This window comes from Luteolibacter flavescens, assembly GCF_025950085.1.
GTDB lineage: Bacteria > Verrucomicrobiota > Verrucomicrobiia > Verrucomicrobiales > Akkermansiaceae > Haloferula > Haloferula flavescens.
On the sequence record NZ_JAPDDS010000001.1, the window covers coordinates 771,576 to 796,081 of the forward strand.

The following is a 24,506-nucleotide window of genomic DNA, read 5'->3' on the forward strand; positions in this document are numbered from 1 at the left end:
TGCAACAGAAAGTAAAGACGAGGAGATCACCCCCACTCCCCGGGATCCATCCCGTAAAACTTCACCAATTCCGCGTAGATTTCAGGCTCCTCGCGCTTTAGGCCCTTGGAACGCTCGAAGAAGGTCTCGGTCGCGACGGCAAAGAACTCCGCGGGATTTTCCGCGCCGTAGTCGTCCAGCACGCTGCGCTTCCCGGCATTCACCCGCTCGCAGAAGGCGTCGTAGGCAGGCAGGAATGCCTCCGACCAACGGCCATAATCTTCCGGCTCATCCAGCTCCGGGACGCCGTCTCCCGCGCCGTCCGCCTGGTCGAGCTGGTGGGCAAATTCGTGCAGCACCACGTTCAGGCCGTCTTCCGGGTTCAGGTCGCCCTGCTTCACGGTTTGCCATGAAAGCACCACGCTGCCATGACCCCACGACTCGCCGAGCCGGATGTCTTCCATGCCCCACTCGTCCTTCACGGTGAAGGCATCCGGATACACGAGGATGCTACGAAGCCTCTCGTAGTAATCCTGCGGGCGGCGGGAGATGAGCAGGCAGGCAGGCGCGGCGATCGCTAGACGCATTTCCTCGGTCACCTCCGTCAGCCCGCCGCAGGGCTCGAAATTCATCTCTGTTAGGAAAACGTGCATCCACCCCTCAGTGTCCGCGCGGATGTCCTCCGGGATCTCTTCCCAGAGAGGAAAGGCTTCGATCAAAATGGCCCGCTGCCTCGCATCCAGACGCCGGGTCCGAAGCTTGCCGCGGTCCCTTTTCACCCGCCCGCCGTGCCAGAAGACAATGGCCGCGATCACGAGCAGGCCACCTAACAGAATCCAGAGGCCTGCGGTCATGGCTTCAGTCCTGTCTTGCGGGCCACCAGCCAGACCAGCGTGCCCCCCATGGCCAGGCCGCCGCAGAAGATAAGCCAGAACCAACCGTCCACGAAGTCCGGCAGGTCCACATTCATCCCGAAGAGTCCGCCGAGCGCCACAAGCGGCAGGAAGAATCCCGCGAGCAGATTCAGGCGAAAGGCGATCTGGTTCAGCTTTTCCGCCGTCGCCTGCTGTTCCTCGCTATGCTCGGCCTTCCAGAATTCCAGCGTCAGTCGCGCGTCCTGGGCAAGCTGCTCCGCGGCGCGCTCCACCTCACGAGCCCGGTCACGGTAGTTCCGCAAGTCGCGGTTGTCCTCGTCATTGGCCAAGGTCTGCTCGATCGCGCCGGCGAGATTCCTCGTCGCCCGGGCCAGGGGACCGGCGGCACGGGCCAGCTCGAAGACTTCCTGCGCCGTGTCCGCCTCGTCGATGACGTCCTCGTATTTGTCGATGACCCTCGCGTAGTGATCTAGCAGCTCGCCGATCTTCAGCAGCCCGCGCTTCCCCGACGAATCTACCCAGACATCGTCTCCCCGTCGCCAAAAGAGGATCGGATCGCGGTCCGGCGACCCGCACTTCGGCACCGCGTGGACAACGAGCAGCAGCTCGTATCGCCCGATCACGCAACGCTGGGCTCCCGGGCGGTTGCTGAGCTGGTCCAGCAACTCCGGCTCCAGGTCAAACCCGGCAGGGAGATAGGGGAATTCGCTGCTCTTCGACATGACGGGCGGATTTCAAACCGCCGCCCGGAAATAATCAACGGCGGTTCCACGCCACCAGCTCATCGTAGCGCACGCCCTTCCCCCCGAAGATATCGAGAGCCGAGCCTACGGTGACGTCCACCTTTCCGCCGGAGAGGCTCTGGACCTTCTCCACATCCGCGAGGGAGGCCGCACCACCGGCATAGGTGACCGGCCGTCCTGCCCAGGCACCGAGCATTTCGACAAGCTCGCCATCGATGCCACCGCAAAGGCCTTCCACGTCGGCGGCATGGATCAGGAACTCATCGCACCACGGCGCGAGGCGATCGAGGGTGGCAGGAGTGACGTCGAGGTCGGTGAGGGTCTGCCAGCGGTCCATCGCGACGGTCCAGCCGGAGGCCGTGCGACGGCAGGAGAGGTCGATGATGAGCCGGTCCGCGCCGATGGTATCCACCAGCTCCCGGACCCGATCCTCGGAAAATCTCGCGCCATCGAATAGCCACGAGGTGACAATTACGCGGGAGGCCCCGGCTGCCAGCCATTCGGCGGCATTCCCGGCATGGATCCCCCCGCCGATCTGGAGACCGCCGGACCACGCGGAGAGCGCCTCCTTGGCAGCGTCCTCATTGCCGGGACCGAGCTTGATGACATGCCCGCCGGTCAGCCCGTCGCGGCGAAACATCTCCGCGAACTCCCCCGCCCCGGCGCTGGCCACGAAGTTCTCCTTCGGCCCCGGGCCATCGTCGCGCAGTGTGCCGCCTACGATTTGCTTCACCTTTCCCTGATGGAGGTCGATGCACGGGCGAAACTTTGTCATGGCGCGCGAGCCATCGCCGCGAGATCGGCGGGCGTCAAGCTCCGGCCTTGCATGCCCCGCCCCGATGCGCCACACCCGCCGACGTGGAACGCGAAGGACTGCCACCCGACCGCCGCTTGCGCCAGGAAATCCTGTTTGCCCGTGAGCGGGTCTATCGTTTTGGCCAGCCCACGCCGCTTGAGCATCTGGCCATCCCCGGCCTCGATGTCTGGGTGAAGCGCGAGGATCTCTCCCCGATCAAGGCCTACAAGTGGCGCGGTGCCTGCAATCGCATGGCCGTCCTCACTCCCGAGGAAAAGGCATCCGGCGTGGTCACCGCCTCGGCGGGGAACCATGCCCAGGGAGTCGCCCTCGCAGCCCGGGCGCTCGGCATCGGCACTCGCATCTACATGCCCCGCTCGACCCCGCGGGTGAAGCAAAATGCCGTCCGCCATCACGGCGGGGATCGCGTGGAAATCATTCTCACCGGCGACAGCTATGACGAAGCCGTGGCGGCCGCGCTCGATGACGCGGCGAGCAGCGGTGCGACCTACGTCCACGCCTACGACGACGTGCAGGTGATGGCCGGGCAAGGCACCCTCGCCGACGAGGTCGTGCTTTCGGGCCACGGCCCCTTTGACGTCGCTTATCTGCAGATCGGCGGCGGCGGCATGGCTGCGGGCGTCTCGACGTGGCTGAAAACCTACTGGCCTGAGATCGAGATCGTCGGCGTGGAAGGCGCGGGGCAGGCCTCGATGAAGGCCGCACTGGAAGCGGGCAAGCCGGTGCCGCTCGATCAGGTGGACATCTTCTGCGACGGCACCGCGGTGCGGAAGGCGGGCACGAATACCTTCGAGATCCTGAGCACCACGCTCGACCGCATCGAGACGGTGACGAATGCCGAAGTCAGCCGCGCCATCCGCACGCTGTGGGAGGGCCTGCGCTGCGTGTCCGAGCCCTCCGGCGCACTTGGTCTGGCAGCGGTGATGAAGAACCGCGAGCAACTGGCCGGAAAACGCGTGCTGGTCGTCGTCTCCGGGGCCAACATCGACTTCCTGCAGATCGGCCTGATCGCCCAGTCCGAGGGCTCTTCGCAAAGCGCATCCCGCACGCTGCGCATCCGCATCCCGGAGCGCCCCGGCACGATGCTGGAGCTGCTGGATACCTGCTTTGAGGACGTGAATATCGCGGACTTCCAATACGGCAAGATCCACGAGAGCGAGGCATGGCCCGCCTTCACGATCACGGCGGAAGAGGCCTCGGTGCTCGATGCCCTGCCGGAGAAGCTGCAAGCGCGCGGATTCGAGTGGGAAGACCTCACCGGAGCCATCGACATCGCCTTCCGCGCGATCCCGCTGCGTGGCGATCTCCTGGAGTGTCCCGCTTTCCTGCGCCTCGACTTCTACGAGCGCCCCGGTGCCTTGCACGACTTCCTCGACAAGCTTGTCCGCGGCCGGGCGAATCTGTGCTACTTCAACTACCGCCAGTCCGGCGAACGCATCGGCCGCGCCTTGATCGGCCTCGATTTCGCGGACGAAACGAAGCGCCGCGAATTCCTCGAGTCCGTGCCGGAGCATGGCGAGGGGTATCGCTCCTGCAAGGAAGTGGACCAGGCGACCCGCGAACGACTGATCGGGCGCTGAGCCACGGCTGACACGGCGGCGGCGTTTCACTGATGAAATCCGTCCCGGGTCCGCGTAGAGTCGCGCCATGGAAGATCTTTCGAGACGCGGATTCGTGGGCACGGCCCTCGCGGGCATGGCAGCGCTGACGGCAAAGGCCGCCGCCCAACAGCCGGCGGAGCCAAAGGCCTTTCGCGATCCCTTCGTCTATCGCTTCAAGATCGGCGAGCTGGAGGCCTTCTCGATCAGTGACTGCGACCTCCGCCTCGGCGAAGGGCTCGACCTGATGTGGCCGGTGGAGGAGCGGCCAAAGATGAAGGAGGAGATGGTGCGCCACGGCGAGCGCGCCGGTCCCCTGCCCCTCTATGTGAATATCCTCGTGGTGCGCTCCGGCAGCGACGTGCTGCTTTTCGACGCCGGCTTCGGCAAGGGCAACAACCCGAAGATGGGATGGCTTCAGGAAGGGCTAGCGGCTGTCGGTATCTCGCCGGATCAGGTCACGGCCGGCTTCCTCAGCCACGCCCATGCGGATCACCTCAATGGCTTCGTCCATCAGGGCAAGCCCGCCTTCCCGAATGCCGTGGTCTATCTGCTGGAGGAAGAGCTGGCCTTCTGGCGCGCGGACAAGCCGGATTTCTCGAAGAGCAAGCGCAACCAGAACCAGATCCCCGGCATGATCAAGGAGGTGCGCGGGCACTTCGACACGCTGCAGGAAAAGCTCCGCCCCGTGAAGGACGGTACCGAGGTGCTGGGCGGACTGGTACGCATTGAGTCAGCTCCCGGCCATACCGACGGCCACGCCTGCTTCCGCATCCGCTCAGGCGATGCCGAACTGCTGCACCTGATGGATCTCGCCCATCACCACTTGCTGATGTTCGCCGATCCGAACTGGACTATCGCCTTCGACCACGACCCCGTGGTGGCCGTCGCGACACGGAAGAAATATTGGACCGAGGTCACCGGGAAACACACCCGCTGCTACGGCTTCCATCTTCCTTGGCCAGGACTCGGACACATCGTCACCGAGGACGATGGGTATCGCTGGGCGACCGAGGCGTGGGCATGGGGGTGATCAAAAGCAAACCACACACGCTGACCGGAGTCTTCCCATGCTCGAACTTGATAATCCATTCTGGGAGCAGGTGAAGTGCGGATACGGGGTTACCTACAATCCGGTCCCGGCATTGCTACGACTTGGAGCAGCAATGACCGCAGCCGAGGAAAGCGAGGCATTCGTCGAACTCTGGGATGAGCTCCATCATCAGGGAGATCTGGGAATCGGCTCCTATGCCTGCGTGCCGCAGATCGTGAGGATCGGACAGAAGCGCGCTCCGATGACTCCGGATTTCTTCGCCCTGATCGCGGTGATCGAGATCGAGCGTCACGAGAACGATAATCCGGAGATGCCCCGCGAACTTGCCGGGGAATACTCGCATGCCTTGAACCTGATCCCGGAATTGATCGCGAAGGCCTCACCGCCCAAATGGGATCAGTCGATGATCAGCTCGACGTGTGCTGCATTGGCTGCATCCAAAGGCAACCGGCTACTTGCCAGAGCCTATCTTGAGATGAACGAAGACAATGCAGTTCCGTTTCTTCGGGAGGAAACCGGCTACGAGCCCTGACCTCACGCCACTGTGATCAAAGCGCCTTCACCGCGTCCCAGATCCGGTCGGTGATCTGCTGGTAGCCGTGCTTGCCCTTCGCGGTGGTCAGTTCCGCTTCCGTGAGGCGGATCGGCGGACCGATGTGGAGAGAAATCTGGCTGAAGCGCACCCGCCCGGAACCGCGGGGCAGCGCCTCACGCGCACCGCGGATGCGGATCGGCTGGATGACCACGTTCGACTTCACCGCGATCAGGCCGACGCCCGGCTGAGCGGGGCCGAAGGTCCCGTCGAGGCTGCGTTCGCCCTCCGGGAAAATCAGCACGCGGCGACCGTTCGACAGCAGCTTGATGATCGTCTTCAGGCTGGTCATGTCCGGACGGTCCTGATCGACCGGGATGGAATTCCACGCGAGGTAGATCCACTTCAGCAACGGGCCGGACATCAGCGTCTTCCGGGCGAGATAGAACATCTCGTCCTTGTAGAGCGTGCCGACCAACGGCGGATCGAGGAAGCTCTCATGGTTCGCGGCGATGAGCACCGCACCCTCGGTGACCAAGTGCTCGCGGCCCACGACCTTCAGGCCGAAGAGCGAGCGATAGGCACTGCCGAAGAGATTCCAACCTAACCAGTAGATCCAGCGCATGGGGTGAAAGGGTGTCAGGCTGAGGCCGGCATCACGAAGCCCTGTCCACGAAGGATCTCGATGGCAGCTTCCACGCCGGATTCGATGGTATGCCCCGAGGTATCGAGCACGCATGCGCCCTCGGCGATCTTCAGCGGGGCGGTCGCACGGCCGCTGTCGGCGCGGTCGCGCGCGGCGACGCTGTCCACCTCGCCGACGACCTCGCGGCGAGCCTCGCGCACCGAGGGATCGGCATCCATGTAGATTTTGAAAGGAGTCTCGGGGAAGACGACGCTGCCGATGTCGCGGCCTTCCATGACCACGTCACCGAGCTTCAGGTAGTCGCGCTGGAGAGACACCAGGCACTCGCGCACCTCGGGGACTGCGGACACCGCGGAGACATGGGAATTGACGCTCTCGCTGCGGAGTTCGTCGCCGGGATCGATCCCGTCGACCTTGATCGTGGAAACCAGATCCGCCACGCCACACTCCAGCTCCATCTCACGCAGCGCCTGCACCACGGCCTCGCGGTCATTCGGATCGATACCGCGCTGCAGCACCTTCCAGGTTACGGCCCGGTACATCGCGCCGGAGTTGACCATGATCAGATTGAGCCTCTGCGACAGGAGCCGGGAGAGCGTGCTCTTGCCGGACGCTGCCGGTCCGTCGATGGCGATGGCGCGGTGGAGGATCATGCGGGGACGGGAACGGTGGGAAGATCGTAGTCGGCGAGATCCTTGCTTTCGGCGAGGACCGCATCGAGTTGCTTGGCGAATCCCGGGTAGGACGTGTTCACGCACGCGGTATTCCGGATCACCGTCTCACCGCTCGCGAAAAGACCCGCGATGGCGAATGCCATGGCGATGCGATGGTCCCCGTGGCTCTCGATGGTCGCGGCATGAAGCGGCGCACCGCCGGTGATTTCCATGCCGTCCTCGAATTCCTCGATCTGGCCGCCCATCGCGCGAAGTCCCTCAACGACCGTGGTGATGCGGTCGGTCTCCTTCACGCGGAGTTCCTTGGCATTGCGGATGATCGTCTTGCCCTCGGCCATGGCGGCGGCCACGGCGATGACGGGGATCTCGTCGATGAGATTCGGGATCTCGGCGCGAAGGAGTTCCGTGCCCTTGAGCTGGGAGCCACGGATCTCCACATCGCCGATCGGCTCGCCGTCGTCGGTGGAGATCACCGTGCGGGTGATCTGCGCGCCCATGCGCTCGATTACGTCGAGCACCGCGGTACGGGTCGGATTCAGGCCCACGTTCTTGATCACCAGCCGCGAGCCGGGGAGAGCGGCTGCAGCCACCACCCAGAAGGCGGCGCTGGAAATGTCTCCCGGCACCCGGAAATCGCGCGCCTGCGGAACCTGGCCACCTTCAATTGAAATCGCATTGCCCTCGGTGACGATCTTCACGCCAAAGGACTCCAGCATCCGCTCCGTGTGGTCGCGGGTATCGGCGGGCTGCACGGCGGTCGTCACGCCTTCGCAGAACATCCCCGCGAGCAGGACCGCGCTTTTCACCTGGGCGCTGGCGACCGGCAGTTCGTAGCGGATCGGGTGGAGCCGGGCACCGTGGATTTTTAGCGGGGCGCAGCCGGGCTTCTCGCCCAGGCAATCGATCTTCGCGCCCATCTCGCCGAGCGGCACGGTGATGCGGCCCATCGGGCGACCGGAGAGCGACTCATCGCCGAAGAGCTCCGTCTCGAAGGACTGGCCCGCGAAGAGACCCGCGAGCAGGCGCATGCCGGTGCCGGAGTTCCCGCAATCGATCGGCTTCGACGGCGCGTCGAGCTTCATGCTGCGACCGTAGATGCGCATCGAGGTCGGGCCGAAGCCCGGCATTTCCTCCAGCACCTGCACCTGCACGCCGCAGGCCTGCATGGCACCGAGGGTATTGAGGCAATCCTCGCTGGGGAGGAAATTGCGCACCGTGGAAACACCGTCCGCGAGACCGGCGATCATGGCCGCGCGGTGGGACATGCTCTTGTCGCCGGGCACCGGAAATGCGGCATCCAGCGTGCGGATCGATCGGACTCGGAACTCGCTCATGGAAAGGGATTTCAATCGCGGCGGAGGGAGGCGTCCCGGGCACGCTTCGCGTCCTCCAGCCAGTGGCGCAGCGCTTCATGGTCGCCAGTTTCCAGCATGGCAAGCATTTCGCTCATCTCGCGGATGCCATGACTCAGGACACCGTGTAGGGCCTCGCGGTTTTCCATCGCGATCTCCGCCCACATGGCGGGGTCGCCGCCGGCGACCCGGGTGGTGTCGCGCAGGCCGCCGCCGCCGAAAAGCCCGTCGGTCGGATCTTCCAGCGCCACCTTCGCCGCCGCGGCAGCGATCAGGTGCGGAAAATGGCTGATCCGCGCGACGAGGGCATCGTGCCGGGCGGCATCAAGCCAAGAGACACGGCAGCCGAGGCTTTCCCAGAAGCGCTGGAGCTTGCCCGCCAAAGGCTCGCCGACCTGCTCGTCATCGGTCAGAAGGCATGCCGCGCCTTCAAAAAGAGCCTCGTCCGCGGCTCCGATCCCGGTCTGCTCGGAGCCTGCCATGGGGTGGCTGCCGATGAATTTCCCGCCCGTGCGCTCCAGCAGCGGGCGCAGCACGCGGTGGGGTGCCGCCTTCACGCTGCCCACGTCGGTGACGAGCGCGTCGCGGGAAAGCCCTGCGGTCTGCGCCGCCAGCAGCACCGTGGCCATGGCACCCACCGGCGTGGAGAGCACGATGAGATCCGCGCCCTCAACCGCCTCGGCCATGTCCAAGGTAGCACCGGCTATCCCCCGCTCCTTCGCGGTCGCCACGGTCTCAGCCCGGCGGGCCCAGAGGGAGACGGGAGTCTCCGGGAAATGACGTGCCAGCGCCAATGCCAGCGAGCCGCCGAGCAGCCCGCCGCCGAGGATGGCGACTTTTTCGAACTCCATTGCCAAGGGTTGGGAAAGAAAGAGCCGGGCCCGAACGGGACCGGCTCCTAAAAATCAAGCGTGGGTCATCCGGCCGGAAATCAGGGCACCCGGAAGTGCTTCTTCTCAGAAGCCGGATACGTCGGGTCGGCGACGAGGCGACCGCTCGGGATACCCTTCACGTCGATGACCTTGTTGTTGAAGGGGCTGAAAACCATGCCGGGCTTGCCGGGGACCGGACGTGCGACCGGGATTTCCTTCGGCGGGGTCACGGGGCGATCCGCGCCAGTGCTGCCACCGGTGCCTGCCGTGTTATCATTTTTTGGCGGCTCGGAAGTTGTTCCACCGGCGGTCTCGCTCTCGGACTTGCGCTCCTTGTCAGGAGTTTGGTTCGCCTCGTCCTTCTTCTTCATCTCCTCGCGCTGCTGGCGGATCTTCTCCTGCTCTTCAGCGGATGGCTTGCGCTGGGACGGGTCGGACGGCGACTCCGGCGGGGGCTCGACGTAGGGGGTGCAGGAGGCCGCCAGGAAAACGGCGGCCGCGGCCGGGAGAATCAGTCGGAGATTCATGGTGAAGGGAAAGGCTTCCGGGGCTCGTTCGGCAACCACCGGGAAGACCTGAAGATTGCTCCGTGACCTCCTACCCGTCAAGCCGGGGCCTTGCGGGAGCTTGCAAATCGCTCAAATCCCGGGATTCCATCGCGCACGAACCATGTCATCCTCCTACGACGACTGCCTGCGCCCCCACGCCACCATCCTCCGCACGCTCGGCCCCGGCCTCTATGAAGCCGCCCTACCCAATGGCAAGCCGGTCATTTCCCATCTCTCCCGGGAACTCGCCGCAGCCCCGCCGGAAGAAATCCCGGATGGCACCAGGGTCCTGCTGGAAATCAGCCCCTTCGACCTCGACCGCGCCCGCATCGCAGAAATCGGATAGCCTTCCTGGGAGCGCCGGTCATTAGACCGGCCCGAGTGGCTTCTAACTGCCACCATCAGAGGAAGAACCTCTCTTCAAAGGAAGTGAACCGGCATTCGCCAGCACCCGGACAAAAAAGAAGCGGCCCGATCGATAAGACTCCGGAAAAACCCAAAAACCGGAAGACTCTTCAATCGGGCCGCCTGCTATTGTCGCGACAAGGCGATCCTAATCGAAAAACGGACCCCGTCAACACCTTTCCGAAACTTTTTCTCTAACAGTTCCAAACCATCAATCCGCGGCAATCTGCCGTCATGCTTTCCCCTTGGCCGATTCGGCAGCCTTCCCTTAGGAACCTATCTGCATGCCGCACCCCAAGACCGACAAGCTCCTCGCCGCGAACCGCGGTGAAATCGCCATCCGCATCTTCCGCGCCGCGAATGAACTCGGACTGCGCACCGTCTCGATGTTCGCCGAGGAAGACCGCTTCTCGCGTCACCGCTTCAAGGCCGACGAGGCCTACCAGCTAGACAAGGACAAGGGGCCGGTGGGTGCCTACCTCGATGTCGAGGGCATCGTAGCCATGGCAAAGGCGAAGGGCGTGACGCTCGTCCACCCCGGATACGGCTTCCTTTCCGAAAACGCCGCGTTTGCCCGCGCCTGCGCCCGCGAGGGCATCACCTTCGTCGGGCCCTCGCCCGAGCTGCTGGAAAATATGGGCGATAAAACCGCCGCCCGCCAGCTCGCGGAGAAATTCAACGTCCCCACCCTGCCCGGCACCGAGGACCCGATCACCGATCCCGGGGAGGCACTGAAGATCGCAGAGGGCATCGGCTTCCCACTCATCATCAAGGCGGCCTTTGGCGGTGGCGGACGCGGCATGCGTGTCGTCGAAAAACCGGAGCAACTCGCCGGCCTGCTCGCAGAGGCCCAGGGCGAGGCCGAGAAGGCATTCGGAAACGCTGCCGTCTTCCTCGAGCGCTACATCTCGAAAGCCAAGCACATCGAGGTGCAGATCCTCGGCGACCAGCATGGCAATGTGGTCCACCTCCACGAGCGCGATTGCTCCGTGCAACGCCGCTACCAGAAGGTCGTGGAGATCGCCCCGTCCGTGGAGCTCGATCCCGTGGTCCGCAAGGAACTCTGCGACGCCGCGGTCACGCTCGCCAAGGGCATCGGCTACAACAACGCGGGCACCGTCGAATTCCTCTACGACATGGACAAGGGCGACTGGTTCTTCATCGAGATGAACCCGCGCATCCAGGTGGAGCACACCGTGACAGAGTGCGTCACGGGCATCGATCTCGTGCGCTCGCAGATCCTCGTCGCGAAGGGCTACTCGCTCTTCTCGCCGGAGATCGCCATCCCGCAGCAGGACCAGATCCCGTGCAATGGCTACGCGATCCAGTGCCGCATCACCACGGAGGATCCGGAGCGCGGCTTCGCGCCGGACTACGGCCGCATCCTGAACTACCGCTCGGCCGCGGGCTTCGGCATCCGCCTCGATGCGGGCTCCGGCGATGCGGGCTCGGTGATCACGCCCTTCTACGACTCCATGCTGGTGAAGCTCACCGCGATGGGCCGCGACTTCGAGACCGCCTGTGTCCGCATGGACCGCGCGCTCCGCGAATTCCGCATCCGCGGGGTGAAGACGAACATTCCGTTTCTTGAGAACGTCATCAAGGACGACACCTTCCGCAGCGGCCAAGCCCACACGAAGCTGATCGACACCAAGCCCGAGCTGCTGAAATTCAAGCCGAAGCGCGACCGCGCGACGAAGCTGCTCACCTACCTCTCCGACATCACCGTGAATGGCAATGCCACGGCGAAGGGATGGAAGCCGGAGCAGCCGATCCTGAACCCGCGTGTCCCCCACCCCGCCGCGAAGACCTTCACCGGCAGCCGGGAGATTCTGTTGGAGAAGGGACCCGAGGCATTCTCGAAGTGGATCCTGGAGCAGAAGCAACTGCTCATCACAGACACCTCGATGCGCGATGCCCACCAGTCGCTCATTGCGACGCGCATGCGCACGCTGGACATGCTGCGCATCGCGGACGCCTACGCGGACGGCCTGCCGGAGCTTTTCTCGCTGGAGATGTGGGGCGGCGCTACCTTCGACACCGCGATGCGCTTCCTGAAGGAGTGCCCGTGGGAACGTCTCCGCCGCCTGCGCGAGAAGGTCCCGGGCATCCTCTTCCAGATGCTTTTCCGCGGATCGAATGCGGTGGGGTATTCGAACTACCCGGACAATGTCGTCGCGGGCTTCGTGAAGCACTCCGCCGATGCGGGCATGGACATCTTCCGCATCTTCGACTCGCTGAACTACCTGCCGAACATGCAGGTGGCGATGGAGGCAGTGCGCGATCACGGCAAGGCGCTGTGCGAAGCCGCGATCTGCTACACGGGCGATATCCTCGACCCGCGCCGCGACAAATTCTCGCTGAAGTATTACGTCGAGAAGGCAAAGGAGCTGGAGAAAATGGGCGCGCACATCCTTGCGATCAAGGACATGGCGGGTCTCTGCAAGCCACAGGCGGCCTACAATCTCGTCGCCGCGCTGAAGCAGGAAATCGGCATCCCGATCCATTTCCACACGCACGACACCTCCGGAATGAATGCCGCCTCGGTGATCGCCGCGGCGCGCGCCGGCGTGGACATCGCGGACCTGGCGATCGCGTCGCTTTCCGGATCCACCTCTCAGCCGAACCTCAACTCGGTGTGCGCAGCGCTCGCGAACTCGGACCGCGATCCCGGCCTGAATGCGGACACGCTCAACGAACTCTCCGACTACTGGGAGGAAGTGCTCGCGCAGTACAAGCCCTTCGACTCAGCACCGCGCGCCGGCACCGCCGAGGTGTATGAGCACGAAATGCCGGGCGGCCAGTACACGAACCTCCGCGAGCAGGCGAATGCCATGGGACTCGGCCACCGCTGGCGCGAGATCGCCCGCACCTATGCGGACGTGAACCAGCTCTTCGGCGACATCGTGAAGGTCACTCCCTCCTCGAAGGTCGTGGGTGACATGGCGATGTTCCTCATCACCCGCGGCATCAAGGCGGCGGACGTCACGAAGCTGAAGCCCGGCTCGATCGATTGGCCGGAGAGCGTGATCGACATGCTCGCCGGCGGCCTCGGCCAGCCCGACGGCGGATGGCCCGCGGACGTGCAGAAGGTGGTGCTGGGCAACAAACCCTCCACCACCCAGCGCCCCGGCGACCTGGCCGATCCCGTGGACCTCGAAGCCACCCGCGCGCAGGTGGCCAAGAAGATCGGCCGCCAGATCGATGACGACGATCTCTACTCTCACCTGATGTATCCGCAGGTCTTCGCGGACTTCGTCGAGTTCCGCCGGAAGTACGATGACCTTAGTGGACTCGCCACCCCGGCCTTCTTCTACGGCATGCATGTCGGCGAGGAAGTCGAGGTCGAGATCGATCCCGGCAAGACTCTCTTCGTGAAGCTTGTCTCCGTGGGTGACGCCGACCCGGACGGAAAGCGCACCCTCTTCTACGAGCTGAATGGCATGCCGCGCGAAAGCGTGGTCGTGGACAAGTCCCGCGTCAGCACCGGCTCGAAGGCCGCCCGCGCCAAGGGCGACCCATCCGACACCGCCCAGGCCTGCGCCCCCATGCCCGGCATGGTCACCGAGATCGCCGTGTCACCGGGACAAGAGGTCAAGGAAGGCGACAAGCTCGTCGTCCTCGAAGCCATGAAAATGCTCACCACCGTCAGCGCCTCGAAGGACGGCGTGGTGAAAGAGGTCCTCGTCCAGAAGGGCGAACAGGTGGACAGCGATGATTTGCTGGTGAAGCTCGCTTGAGACGAAAGCGGGAGGCAATCCTCGGGCTTAGTGCGGTATGTCATCCGCTCGTAATCCCGGAGAACTTCGGAACTTAGCCGGTGGCGAAAGCCACCGGTCATGACAACATCCCGCCCAGAAGGGGCGCAGAAGTCATCGTCCGACTCCATAGGACTCTATTGACCCGGCCCTCCTATGGCAGGCTTCTCGGTCACAAGGGCTTATCCTTCTTCGTTTTGCGTGACGAGATTGCAGCGAACAACGCGTAACCCACAGCGGCAAAGACGACGCCCGAGCCAACGTATTCCCAGAAGCTCCGCCCTGAAGTTTTCGTTGCTCCTTCAATCTCGGGCGTCACAGCAGCAGCCGGTAATTGTATCCAGTTTAGGACATCGTTGATCGTTGTTGATGCATCTGCCCCGGTGACGCCTGCACTCACCATGCTGTCCTGCGTCAAAATAATGTATGATTCGACTGGAATTTTGTCCTCTGAACTGGGGATCGGGATAACGCCCTTGATGTGCCTGCTCTCATACCCCTCGTGCATCACCTTGGATGTGGTTTCATGCTGAAACCCACCTTTAGCCATTCCGCGCACGTAGCCCTCTGCTGCCTCATCCAAGGACATCACCACCTCCATCTCGGTAAAGGACGCTTGAGCGTCTCCGCTAGGAGACACTACTTGGATCATCGATTTAATAGACGGCGGCATCTTCGATGGAACCTCCAACTGGGACCAACCCTCGGGCACGTTAACCTCCAACGCGAAAACGACGTGGATATTCAAGAACAAGGCTGCAAGCAGGAGGTGGAACATTTTTTGTAACATGCAATGGGTCCCCCCTGTTAAGGCTGAATCCCTGCTCAAGGCGAAACCAATCTTCGCCGACTTGCACGCCGAACACATTCATCCTCGAATCCCCTCCGTGAAGTTGGACCGCCTGCTCGCGAAGCACGAGTCAATGGGACGAAACCGCGCCCGCGCCCGGATCCTCGGCGGGCGGGTGCGGGTGGATGGCGGGGTGGCGCGCCAGTTCGATCACGAGGTGGATCGCTTCATGAAAGTGGAGCTGGATGACGTGGTGATCCAAGCGGCCGAGCGGCTGCTCTACGTGATGCTCTACAAGCCAACCGGCGTGGTGAGTGCGACGGTCGATCCCGAGCATCCGACGGTGATCGATCTCATCGACGATCCCGACCGCGGGTCGTTGCATCTGGTCGGGCGACTGGACCGCAATACCTCCGGGCTGGTGCTGCTGACGAATGACGGACGATGGTCGAAGGCATTGATGGATCCGGCCAAGAAGGTGCCGAAGGTCTATCGCGTGCAAACCCGCGATCCGATCCCCGCGGAAGCCGTGGCTGCGTTTGCGGAGGGCTTCTACTTCCATACAGAGGACCTGGTGACGCGACCCGCGAAGCTGGAAATCATCGGCGAGCGCGAAGCCCGCCTGACGCTTCACGAGGGGCGCTATCATCAGATCAAGCGGATGTTCCACCGCGTCGGAAATCTGGTCACCGGACTGCACCGCGAGCAGATCGGGGAGCTGGCCTTGCCCGATGATCTGGAGTCGGGACAGTGGCGACTCTTGAGCAAAGAGGAAGCGGGAAGATGCAGGGGCGAAGCAGCGACGGGACCCTGCTGAGCTACATTTCACCCAAGCTTGGCGATGCCGGGGACCGATAGTTTGGAACCGCGTGACGTCCGGGGGATAGGCAATCCTGCGTACGCCAAAGATCTCGACCCAAAAATCATCAAGATATAAAAGAATGTCTCAATCGCCCCCTTGGCGTTTATGGCATTCCAACCCTTCCTCCGGCGTCTCTGCGCCACCCTTCTCCTGCTCATCCTGGGAAGCTCGCTCGCCGGAGCGTCGATCCAGGAGGTCCGCGGCCTATACTCTTTCAGCGGGAATCTGAACTCGCGGTGGAACTTCCAGTCGCCCCTCGCGGCAGGCAACTTCACCCCCGTGTATGGCACCGAGACCATGCCCACCGGCGGCGCGTCGCTGAAGCTGGAATTGCCGGCCCTCACCTCCAACCAGTCCCTCCAACTGAGAAACTGGGCGGCTTCCAACAATGGAGCGGGAATCAATGGCGGAGGCGCGGCCACCCGCACGAACCGGTGGACGCTGGTGATGGACATCAAGCCCACCCTGGGTGCGACATGGACGTCCATCCTCCAGACCGACGTCGGGAACACCACCGATGCCGAGATCTTCCTCAACTCCTCCGGGCGCGTCTTCATCCGCGGCTATGTGGGTGCCGCCGGCACCATCGTGCCGAACCAATGGCAACGCCTTGCCTTCGTCTGCAACAATGACGGTGCGGGAGGCCCCCTCTCCATCACCGCCTATGTGAATGGCACGCTGCTCGGCACCTCCACCACGACCACGCCACTGGACGGAGACTTCTCGCTCGGACCCGCCGCCCACCTCTTCACCGATGACAACAATGAGACGAGTCCGAACCAGATCAACACGCTCGGCTTCTGGACTCATCCTCTGAGCGCTGCCGAGATCGCTGCCATGGGCGGTGCCCAGGGAACCGCGCCAGAGATCCAGTGGCCATCCATGCCTTCGGCGACGGCCATGCCCGGCCTCACGGGAAAGCTGAACTTCGGCAGCTTCCAACTCGTGCTGCCGAATTCCGGCTTCCAGATGGGCTCCGGGACCGTCGCCTTCAACGGGGCAAATGCGTACGTCGCGGCATTTCCGAATTACTTTCTCAGTGGCACACGGGCCGTGCGTCTCGCGGCTAACGGCGACCTGATCTACACCGGCCCGGACACCACCCTCAGCTTCACCGGTGGCGGCTCCGTCCGGCTGAACAACGTGCTGATGAATCCCGGCACGATCACCCTCAGCACGACGGGCGCGATCGCATCGAACTACCAATGCACCCTGCCCATCGGCATGGGAGTCACCACCTCTCCGAAAGGTAGGAAGCTGGCCCAGATCGCCAACAACGGACCGCGGGGTCTGACGTCGGGATTCACCCCGACCGGCGGTGCCATCACCCTGAGTTCCTCGAGCTTCGGCTTCACGGGAGGCCAGACCCTGTATCTCTCGGTCGAAAATTTCCCGGTTCGCTACACCGTCCCTTCGATCACGTGGGCTCCAAGCTCGGGCGCCTTCCAGGTTCCGGCTTCGTCCACCCCCGCCTTTGACCGGCAATACGAGAGGATATGCCTGGAGGAGTGGAACGCCATCTCCGGCGTGCAGGGAGATCCCCGTCCGTCCAATGACGACTCCTTCGCCTTCGTGACAAACACGTCCCTCATGGTCTTTGACACAAATGCCAGCGGGTTGCCGCGACTGCGTGAGGGGACTTTCAATTTCACCACGGGATCTTCCACCGGCTTCGAGTCGCACTTCCCGCGCGGCGCGAGGCTGCGCTGGAGTCTCGGCGGGAGCTCGATGCTTCGCTACGTCGCCGGAGCGATCGATGGCAGCGTGAGCCACCTCTTCGAGGGCACCACCGCATCGCTCTCCGTCCGGCGGGACAGCCCGGAAAGCGGTTGCGGTATCCTCGCCGGGAACAGGACCTTCTCCTTCACCCCGCCGGATCACTGGAAATTCACGCGCGACGGAGGACTCCACGCCCAAGTCACGGTTGGCAATTCCATCGAGTGGGGAGCGATCGATGCCTCCACCTTCGCGCACCGGACCAATTCGGGGTTCGCCACGGGTGGCTTCCTGATGGCGGGGAATTGCCTCCGCTCCGAAAATTCGACGGGCATCAACATCATCCACCGCCCTGCCGCGCTGCTGCTCTCCGGCAATGGCAACGGGACCGTGCCTGACACCGTGGTCGAGCGTCCGGGAACCGCTGCCTATTACACAGGGGCGGCCGATTACCCGGGGCTGAACCTTCGGGCTCCTTCCAATGGATCCATGACGGCCACCAGCCGGCTCGCAGGCACGCCGCTGACCTACTCGCTGCGCGGAGCCAGCAAGTTCAACCTGCGCCCGGCAGGAGTGACCGGCGTGCTGGATGCCGTGACCCAGACACCCGGTCCCGGGCAGAGCTATCCGATCAGCACCGTGCTGGCGGGCTATGCGGTGGGGCTTTCCGATATCCGCCTCTCCTTCCTCGACGGGGCAAACGTGGGCTCCGGTGTGAACGGTGCCTTCAATCTCCCTGCCCCTGCCATGCTCACGAATCTGGCGGTCGAGCGCCTGCGCTTCGGACAGCGGGGGGAATTGCTCGATGCCACCTTCCCGAACTCCAACGAGATGACGCTGGGCTACTGGGGCTGCAAGCTCACCCCCCGCGCGATCCACTTCGCCCTGCCGGACACGGCTTGCCCCTCGCCATCACAGTCAACGCTCATCCTCGGCTCGGAGGTGAAGCTGCCCGCTCTTTCAGACCAGGCATTCCACGGGAACATCGGCGTGAAAGCCAACGGCCACACGGTCACCCCGAATGACAACCTGGTGCTGAACAACGGAGAGAAGGTGACGAGCCGCCTGCGACCGCCGTCGCAACTCAAGCTGAAGGGCCCGGGGACCACCACCTATCCCTTCACCCCCTGCTCCACGGGTGCCTACTTGAATGAATACTCGAATGTCGTTCCTCAGGGTTTCGTGGTGCTTCCCGGCGAGATCGACGTGCCCTTCTTCCGCAGCCTGCGCACCGTGATCCACGCGAAATCGAGCGCAGGAGCCACCACTGCCAGCAGCCTCAGGATCTTCGCCGGGGACACCCCTACCTTCAATTTCTTCGGCGCTGCCGAGCCGGACGGAGGAAATCTCGGTCATCCGATCGGAACTAATCCTGATGGAGTCCCGCTGCCGGCTCCTAATGCACGGCGCGAGTTGTGGGATCTCATCAAGTTCGATCTCCCCGTGGAATGGAACGACCTTACCCGTCGATTCGTTGGAGAGCCGAAGCAGGACGACCTCGTCCTCTTCAAACTCGACCAACGTTGCACGAGCCTCGGTCCGAAAGTCGCGGAGATCAATTTCGGTGCATCGATCGATCCTGATGCGATTTCGATCAGCACCGCGAAACTCTTCGACAGCTTGGGGGCCGACTCGTCCGGGCTCCTGGGCCAGATCGTAAGCAATCTCAATGACGCCGGCGGAAGCGGCAGCGCCTTCTCCTCCGCCTTGGACAAGCTGCTGTCGGCAGAAAAGCTCAATGACGACCTCCTCGCCATCCTGGTGCCAGGCCTGGAGTCGGCTCTCGATACGCCTGCTGACGCCCTCTACAAGGCCTTGGCCAAAAGATACGAAGACTTTGGTAGCGCAACCTACAGATCGGGAGGCCAAGAGGTGGATACCATCTTCAACAACGCCATAGCTGGCACCAGGGGCCAAATCTCCGCGCTCCCCGACGCGGAATGGGGCCAGTCGATCCGGGCATCCCTCGAAGATGCGATCGGCGTGTGCGACCAATTGCTCGTTCTGACCGACAATGCGGACAGGGTCCTCGCCATTTCCATGGCCATCGCGAGTTTGGATGAGCCGATAGCCCCACCTCCGGGATTTGTCCAAACGCTACAGGATCTCAAATCGTCGGTCACCGAATTACGGAAGACCTTGGCCAACATTCAGGACACCTTCGATGGCGGGTCGTCCATCGATCTCCTCAATAGCACGATCAGCAATGACGGAACCGTCGAGCTCTGGTTGCAACAGGCAATCAAGCAACTGAAGGATGATTGGGTGAGCCGTATCGACGACCCGATGGGCGCGGACTTCTTCAAACCGGATGCCCGTAGGCAAGAATTCATCGCTGCTTTCAAGAAGGCGGTGAGTGCTGGCTTCCTGGGATCATCCACGGCACACAGGCTCCGTTCGGCAATCTCCGCCACGACGGACGACGCCCTCTATCAGCTTCGCGGGTCTTTCGATGGTGTCATCTCGACCGCGAATCTCGCCGCTCAGTCCGTCTTTCCCCTTCCCGATACGACCGTCCAGACACTCGGAGCCATCTCGGAAGTCTTCCAAGGTGCGTCGATGACCGGCTATGCGCGCATCAATGGCGACTCGCTCCAGGAGATACGGTTGGATGGAAACCTGAAGCTCAAGATGCCGGACGACATGACCATCCAGGCGTGGTTCCACCTCCGGGACGTAGATGGATCCATGCCAGGCGATGGGACACTTTCGCCAGGCACCGTGAAGACCGTGGTGGAAGTCGGCGCCAGCGCTCCGCTGGATTTCCTCGGCCAGAAGGCGCAGGCCACGGCAGAGATGCGCGTCGGCATCGGTGCCAATGGCCCCGTGATGGTGAGCGGCTGCATCGGCACGAAGGGCAACCTGGACTTCCAATCAATCCGCGTGAAGGAAGCCCAGTTCGGCGTGGGGATCGGCGCACTCGATGCCTACGTCTTCGCCAAGGCGGCGGGAGAGCTCAACGCCGCGGCGTTTGCCATGAGCGCGGAGGCAGCCCTTTTCTTTGGAAAGACCTCGACCATCCAACCCATCCAGAAGGTCAATCCGAACATCGCGGCCCTGTTGACGGCTCTCGATGTCACCACTCCCGAGACAGGGGGGCCGCTCTACGGTGCCTACATGTTTGCCTACGGCGACTTCTCGGTGCTGTCCTTGCTCGGGATACCACCAAGCTGCCTCCTCGATCTGCGGGTGGGCGGTGGCCAGGGATACTACGGCTTCTACCGTCCCGGTGCCTCCACCCTCGCGGGGATGCAGTTCGCCTATGGGGTCCGGGGTCAGGTGCTGTGCCTGCTGGACATCAGCGGCCGCCTCGACGGCTACATCGCCGGTGCCGTGGCGAACGAAGATATCAGCTTCAACTCCATGAAGGCGGCCGGACGCATGATAGCCACGCTCTCGGGCGAGATCGGCATCAGCCCCTTCAGCTACGATTGGAAGAAGAACTTCTCCGTGGATGTCATCTTCAACGCTGCCGCCGACCCGAAGACCTCCTGGTCGATTCACTACTAATTTTCTAGTAATTCCATGTTCCGGACCCTCCGAGTGATCCTCCTGGCGCTCGTGGCCGCCCACGGCAGCCTTGCCCTGGCCGCACCACCCGCAAAGATCGTCCTGCCCGACAACCTCGCCACCACGGCGACAGGCAAGACCGTCGTCGGCAAATCGTGGCTGTATCTGGTGATCCAGCCGAGCGATCCCGCGGCGATCAGCGGGAAGACCTTCCGCGTCTATCTGAAAAACGCCGGCATCAATGCAGGCGGGACCTTCACTCCCATCGGAGACATCAAGCCGGTCACCGATCCCGCCACCGTGGGAGTGATGCTCCAGCGCGCGTGGACGCTGGGCGACACGGAGGCAAACATCTCCGCCATCGCCCAAGACCTCACGAACCAGTGGAAGACCGCCGGGCAACTGGTGCCACCCACCCTGCCCGGCAAGATGGCCGCGCTGGTGAACCGCAGCAACCAATCCACGAATGACGCGATCACGCTGCGCCAACTGGCGATCAGCCACCCCGCCTTTCGCATGCCGCTGGGACTTGCCTGGGGAGGCCCGATCGCCCCGGCCCCCGGAACCCTCTGCACCGCGGAGGTGCGCCAGCTCACACCCGGAGGAGAGGATGCCGGTGTGGTGGGAAGGTGTGAATTCACCGCCGGCCAGGCGACCGCACTGGTCGCGCCAGGCAAGCCAGTCCAAGTGGCGGACCTCACCGCCGAGGGCGACCTCACCGTGAAGCTGCGCTGGGCGCTGCCGACCAATCTCCGCCGCCAAGCGCTCCAGACCGTGGGCTTCCGTGTCTGGCGGGTGCCGGCCGATGCCACGTTGCCGACCCAGCCGACCCTCGCCCAGGTGCTGGCCGTGCCCGGATCCAAGCAACTCAGCATCGCCCCGATCCTGCTTTCGAAGCTCTATAGTTCCGGGAATCCCTCCAGCAGCCCCACGGACGTTTCGAACTTCATCGCCGATCCGACCACGTTTTTCTTCGCGGATGACAATGGCCGGGACCAGACAGCCCCGATCGTTCCCACTCCGGCGAGTCCGCCATTCCTGCAAAAGATCGGAACACCCCATCCGGAGAATACTTCCTACAATTACTACGTCGCGGCACTCGACTGGCTGAAGCAGCCGGGTGCCTTGTCCACGGTGGGCACGGGGACCGCCGTGCGCACCCTGCCCCCGCCCGTGCCCTCCGGCCTCGCTGTCGAGGAGATCGCTGCGAGCAACGTCTCTCCCACCACGGCTTTCCGTCTCACCTTCGACTCGAACTCAAATGCGGCTCCCGCCGTCTCCACCCAGCGATACGCCATCTATCGCGGAGGCCCCGGAAGCACGTCCCTGGCCCAGCATTCCCATCTCCAGCCCTATCCTCTCCTGCCACCGCCGTCGCCTGCCGTTTCACTGAATCCGCAGGTCACACTGCCCCACACCGGGGATCGCATCACTCACAACGATACCACCCTCATCTCCACCAACCGGGAGACCGAGACCTATTGGTATAGCGTCCGCGCCATCCATGACACGGTGCTGGGTCCTGTCTACTCGGCGCCCAGCCCGCCAATCTTCGCGACCTTCAAGGATCGGATCGGGCCGGTCGCTCCGAATGGATCTTGGATTGCCGACCACCAGCAGGCAGTGATCCGCGAAGTCTCATACTCGGCCTCCGTCCCGCTTGAAGCTGGCACTTTCACGCCGGGGAAGGGTCGCTACACGCGCATCCGGGTACGCCGCTCCGATCCCGAGGTACTGTATGCTCATACCATCATTTATGATTCCCGGACCTTGGCTTTCAGTATTGGTCCGCGCATCTATTTCGCGCCGGGCGAGAATGAAATTCACATCGATGATTTCTGGGAGGACCCCAACGCTTCAAACTTCAGCAGCGCCCGTGTTTTCGCGGTGACCTGTGCCGGGGCGGACAGCAGATTGAGCTACCTGGCTTGGCGGGAGGTCACCTGGGGCGGTGCCGTTGCAGCTTCCACGACGCATCGGACCGAGATTGTTTTCGAGGGCAGCACCTCGACCACCACCGGCCTTCTTCCGGCCACCGTTGCCTCGTCGAAAATGCTCATCGATCCCGGAGTGTCCAGTTTCACCCCGAGCGGCTATCAGGTGCGGGCGACCCTGCCGAATTCACTGCACAATGGCAGGACCGTCATCGCGACGATCACCCGCTCGGGCTTCCCGGCGCGCCGGGTGCTCGGCAAGGTGACCACGAACTACGCCGACTTTCCCGATCCCGATCGCCAGGCCTCTGCGGCTCCGGCAAGCTACTCCCTGCGCGTCCTGAGACTCTATCAGAACCACGCCGGAACCTCGCCGACCGCCAATGACCTGCCTCCTTCATGGCCGCCGGAACTTCTCTGGCCGCCCTTGGTCGATCACCAGGCCCACTACGCTCCCGGACCGGGGAATTCATCCAGTGTCTCGATCACGCTCCCGCTGACGCTGGGGACGAAGGAGTATCGCCTGTATCGCCAGATCGACGGGGGTGAATTGTCACTGATCGGCGAAGGCATCGCCGATGCGATCTCCACGGCCCAAATCATCATCGCAGATACTCCGAATCAACCGGTCAGTGGTCGGGTCTGCTACTACGCCCAGCTCGTGGACCAGAGTGGGAATACCAGCCCGCTCAAGCAACTCGACCCCTGTCTCGACATCCTGGCACCCGCCCCCGTCCCGGTCCTGAATGAACCTGTTCCACTCGGAACCACGGCGGGGCCGCAAATGAAGCTGGATTGGTTTTGCCCTCCGAATGGCGTCCGGCGCTTCCTCATCCGGCTGGTGGATCTGACCACGGGCACCGTGGTCTCCAGCTCCGCGGTGGCCAAGCGGCTCCCGCCGTCCGAGGCCATCTACTTCAATCCCGCGCCGCCCGGACAACAGGGAAACTCCCTGCCTGCCGGCGCCATCTTCGCCACCGACCTGACTGCGCCCATGCCCGGCACTGGCGCTCCCGTAGCAGCCACTTCCAGCCACACCGCGACCTTCAACATCGAACTCGATCACGAGTATCAGGTGGAAATCATCGCCCAAGGGATCCGGGAGAACGACGTCAAACGCAGCCTGCCACGGAAGTTCACCTGGAAGTCTCCCGTTGCTTCCGGTGCCGTTGCATGGCCCGCCAGGCCCTTGCCGATCGTGGTGAGAGGAGCCGATCATGTAATGAATATCACCGCGTCCGAGCTTCGGGCGAGCAATCCACGCTTCGCCGGTGCCTACGCCACACCGAACCGGAATTTCGATGATCAGGTGACGCCCGTGCTTGTGCCCATCGGTGTCATGCCCCTCACGCCAAATGGATTTGGAAGCGCGCGCTTGGCGCCCCAGGCCGCCTCTCAGGTAGGTTCCTATCCCCAGCTCATACCGAATACCTCATCCAATCGCTACAAGGGTAGCCAGGACCCGAATGCCTACCTCATACCCATCTTTTCCTCCGACTCCATATCGAAAGCAGTCCCGATCCTTCCTGCAGTTCTCTACCGGCAGATCGTCTCCGCACAGGGGCTCAATACCCTCCAGACCGGAGACCTCGTCCAGGTCAGCCCGCTGATCACGAAGATCGCCTGGCGGAACGAGAGTGGCCGGGCTGGGATCGTCGACCCTCTCATCGTGACGCTGAACAACCACGTCAATGGCAGCGACCAGGACGCGAGCTTCTGGATTCCGGATACCCATCCTGTCATCGCTGGACACACCTACCGCTACTTCCTCGTCCGCTTCGGGGATGACCATGAGATCGACCAGGTGATCGACTGCGGAGCCATCACCATTTCTCCCTGAC

Annotated in this window: 17 protein-coding genes; 8 read left to right on the top strand and 9 right to left on the bottom strand. The window is 63.3% G+C overall.

Annotated features, from left to right (window positions below; genetic code table 11):
• Positions 1–26: 26 nt before the first annotated feature.
• The 3 genes from OKA04_RS03230 to hisA are packed head-to-tail and all read right to left on the bottom strand — an operon-like array spanning position 27 to position 2,372.
• Positions 27–833, bottom strand: a complete 807-nt coding sequence (locus tag OKA04_RS03230; RefSeq protein ID WP_264499684.1) for a M90 family metallopeptidase — start codon at positions 831–833, stop codon at positions 27–29.
• The gene (locus OKA04_RS03235; RefSeq protein WP_264499685.1) at positions 830–1,576 is read right to left on the bottom strand and encodes a CorA family divalent cation transporter; all 747 of its coding nucleotides are present in this window, start codon (positions 1,574–1,576) and stop codon (positions 830–832) included. Before OKA04_RS03235 ends, OKA04_RS03230 begins: the two co-directional genes overlap by 4 nt.
• Before the next feature lie 34 nt (positions 1,577–1,610).
• Entirely contained in the window at positions 1,611–2,372 is a 762-nt protein-coding gene (gene hisA, locus OKA04_RS03240; protein WP_264499686.1) for a phosphoribosylformimino-5-aminoimidazole carboxamide ribotide isomerase, read from the bottom strand.
• A gap of 83 nt (positions 2,373–2,455) precedes the next feature.
• Here hisA and OKA04_RS03245 point away from each other — a divergent pair, with 83 nt between their 5' ends.
• The 3 genes from OKA04_RS03245 to OKA04_RS03255 all read left to right on the top strand — a co-directional run bounded on the left by OKA04_RS03245 (position 2,456) and on the right by OKA04_RS03255 (position 5,598).
• Positions 2,456–3,994 carry a pyridoxal-phosphate dependent enzyme gene (locus OKA04_RS03245; RefSeq protein WP_264499687.1) on the top strand — a complete coding sequence of 513 codons (1,539 nt, stop codon included), beginning with the start codon at positions 2,456–2,458 and terminating at the stop codon, positions 3,992–3,994.
• Positions 3,995–4,061: 67 nt separating this feature from the next.
• Positions 4,062–5,045 (top strand): MBL fold metallo-hydrolase, encoded by a 984-nt coding sequence (locus tag OKA04_RS03250; protein ID WP_264499688.1) that lies wholly within the window; start codon positions 4,062–4,064, stop codon positions 5,043–5,045.
• Between the two features lie 133 nt (positions 5,046–5,178).
• The gene (locus tag OKA04_RS03255) at positions 5,179–5,598 is read left to right on the top strand and encodes a hypothetical protein (protein WP_264499689.1); all 420 of its coding nucleotides are present in this window, start codon (positions 5,179–5,181) and stop codon (positions 5,596–5,598) included.
• Positions 5,599–5,614: 16 nt separating this feature from the next.
• On the opposite strand, the gene OKA04_RS03260 is transcribed toward OKA04_RS03255, so the two are convergent.
• The 5 genes from OKA04_RS03260 to OKA04_RS03280 all read right to left on the bottom strand — a co-directional run bounded on the left by OKA04_RS03260 (position 5,615) and on the right by OKA04_RS03280 (position 9,669).
• A complete protein-coding gene (locus OKA04_RS03260; protein ID WP_264499690.1) occupies positions 5,615–6,223 on the bottom strand; it encodes a lysophospholipid acyltransferase family protein in 609 nt (202 codons plus the stop codon).
• A gap of 14 nt (positions 6,224–6,237) precedes the next feature.
• Positions 6,238–6,897 carry a (d)CMP kinase gene (gene cmk, locus OKA04_RS03265; RefSeq protein ID WP_264499691.1) on the bottom strand — a complete coding sequence of 220 codons (660 nt, stop codon included), beginning with the start codon at positions 6,895–6,897 and terminating at the stop codon, positions 6,238–6,240.
• Positions 6,894–8,252 carry a 3-phosphoshikimate 1-carboxyvinyltransferase gene (gene aroA / locus OKA04_RS03270; protein ID WP_264499692.1) on the bottom strand — a complete coding sequence of 453 codons (1,359 nt, stop codon included), beginning with the start codon at positions 8,250–8,252 and terminating at the stop codon, positions 6,894–6,896. The genes cmk and aroA overlap by 4 nt, the downstream gene beginning before the upstream one ends.
• 11 nt (positions 8,253–8,263) lie before the next feature.
• Positions 8,264–9,121: a prephenate dehydrogenase gene (locus OKA04_RS03275; protein WP_264499693.1), complete on the bottom strand. Its 858-nt coding sequence runs from the start codon at positions 9,119–9,121 to the stop codon at positions 8,264–8,266.
• Between the two features lie 80 nt (positions 9,122–9,201).
• A complete protein-coding gene (locus tag OKA04_RS03280; RefSeq protein WP_264499694.1) occupies positions 9,202–9,669 on the bottom strand; it encodes a hypothetical protein in 468 nt (155 codons plus the stop codon).
• 142 nt (positions 9,670–9,811) lie between these two features.
• Between OKA04_RS03280 and OKA04_RS03285 the strand changes: the two genes are divergently transcribed.
• Both OKA04_RS03285 and OKA04_RS03290 read left to right on the top strand, forming a co-directional pair.
• A complete protein-coding gene (locus OKA04_RS03285) occupies positions 9,812–10,036 on the top strand; it encodes a S1 domain-containing protein (RefSeq protein ID WP_264499695.1) in 225 nt (74 codons plus the stop codon).
• A gap of 343 nt (positions 10,037–10,379) precedes the next feature.
• Positions 10,380–13,835 carry a pyruvate carboxylase gene (locus tag OKA04_RS03290; RefSeq protein ID WP_264499696.1) on the top strand — a complete coding sequence of 1,152 codons (3,456 nt, stop codon included), beginning with the start codon at positions 10,380–10,382 and terminating at the stop codon, positions 13,833–13,835.
• A gap of 190 nt (positions 13,836–14,025) precedes the next feature.
• Here the strand turns inward: OKA04_RS03290 and OKA04_RS03295 are convergent, their stop codons facing one another.
• Positions 14,026–14,631: a hypothetical protein gene (locus OKA04_RS03295; RefSeq protein ID WP_264499697.1), complete on the bottom strand. Its 606-nt coding sequence runs from the start codon at positions 14,629–14,631 to the stop codon at positions 14,026–14,028.
• Positions 14,632–14,740: 109 nt separating this feature from the next.
• On the opposite strand from OKA04_RS03295, the gene OKA04_RS03300 reads away from it, so the two are divergent.
• From OKA04_RS03300 to OKA04_RS03310, 3 genes are all read left to right on the top strand, one after another.
• A complete protein-coding gene (locus OKA04_RS03300) occupies positions 14,741–15,460 on the top strand; it encodes a pseudouridine synthase (RefSeq protein WP_264499698.1) in 720 nt (239 codons plus the stop codon).
• A gap of 150 nt (positions 15,461–15,610) precedes the next feature.
• Complete coding sequence (locus tag OKA04_RS03305) at positions 15,611–20,731, top strand: LamG-like jellyroll fold domain-containing protein (RefSeq protein ID WP_264499699.1); 5,121 nt, start codon at positions 15,611–15,613, stop codon at positions 20,729–20,731.
• A gap of 15 nt (positions 20,732–20,746) precedes the next feature.
• A complete protein-coding gene (locus tag OKA04_RS03310; RefSeq protein ID WP_264499700.1) occupies positions 20,747–24,505 on the top strand; it encodes a fibronectin type III domain-containing protein in 3,759 nt (1,252 codons plus the stop codon).
• Position 24,506 lies beyond the last annotated feature (1 nt).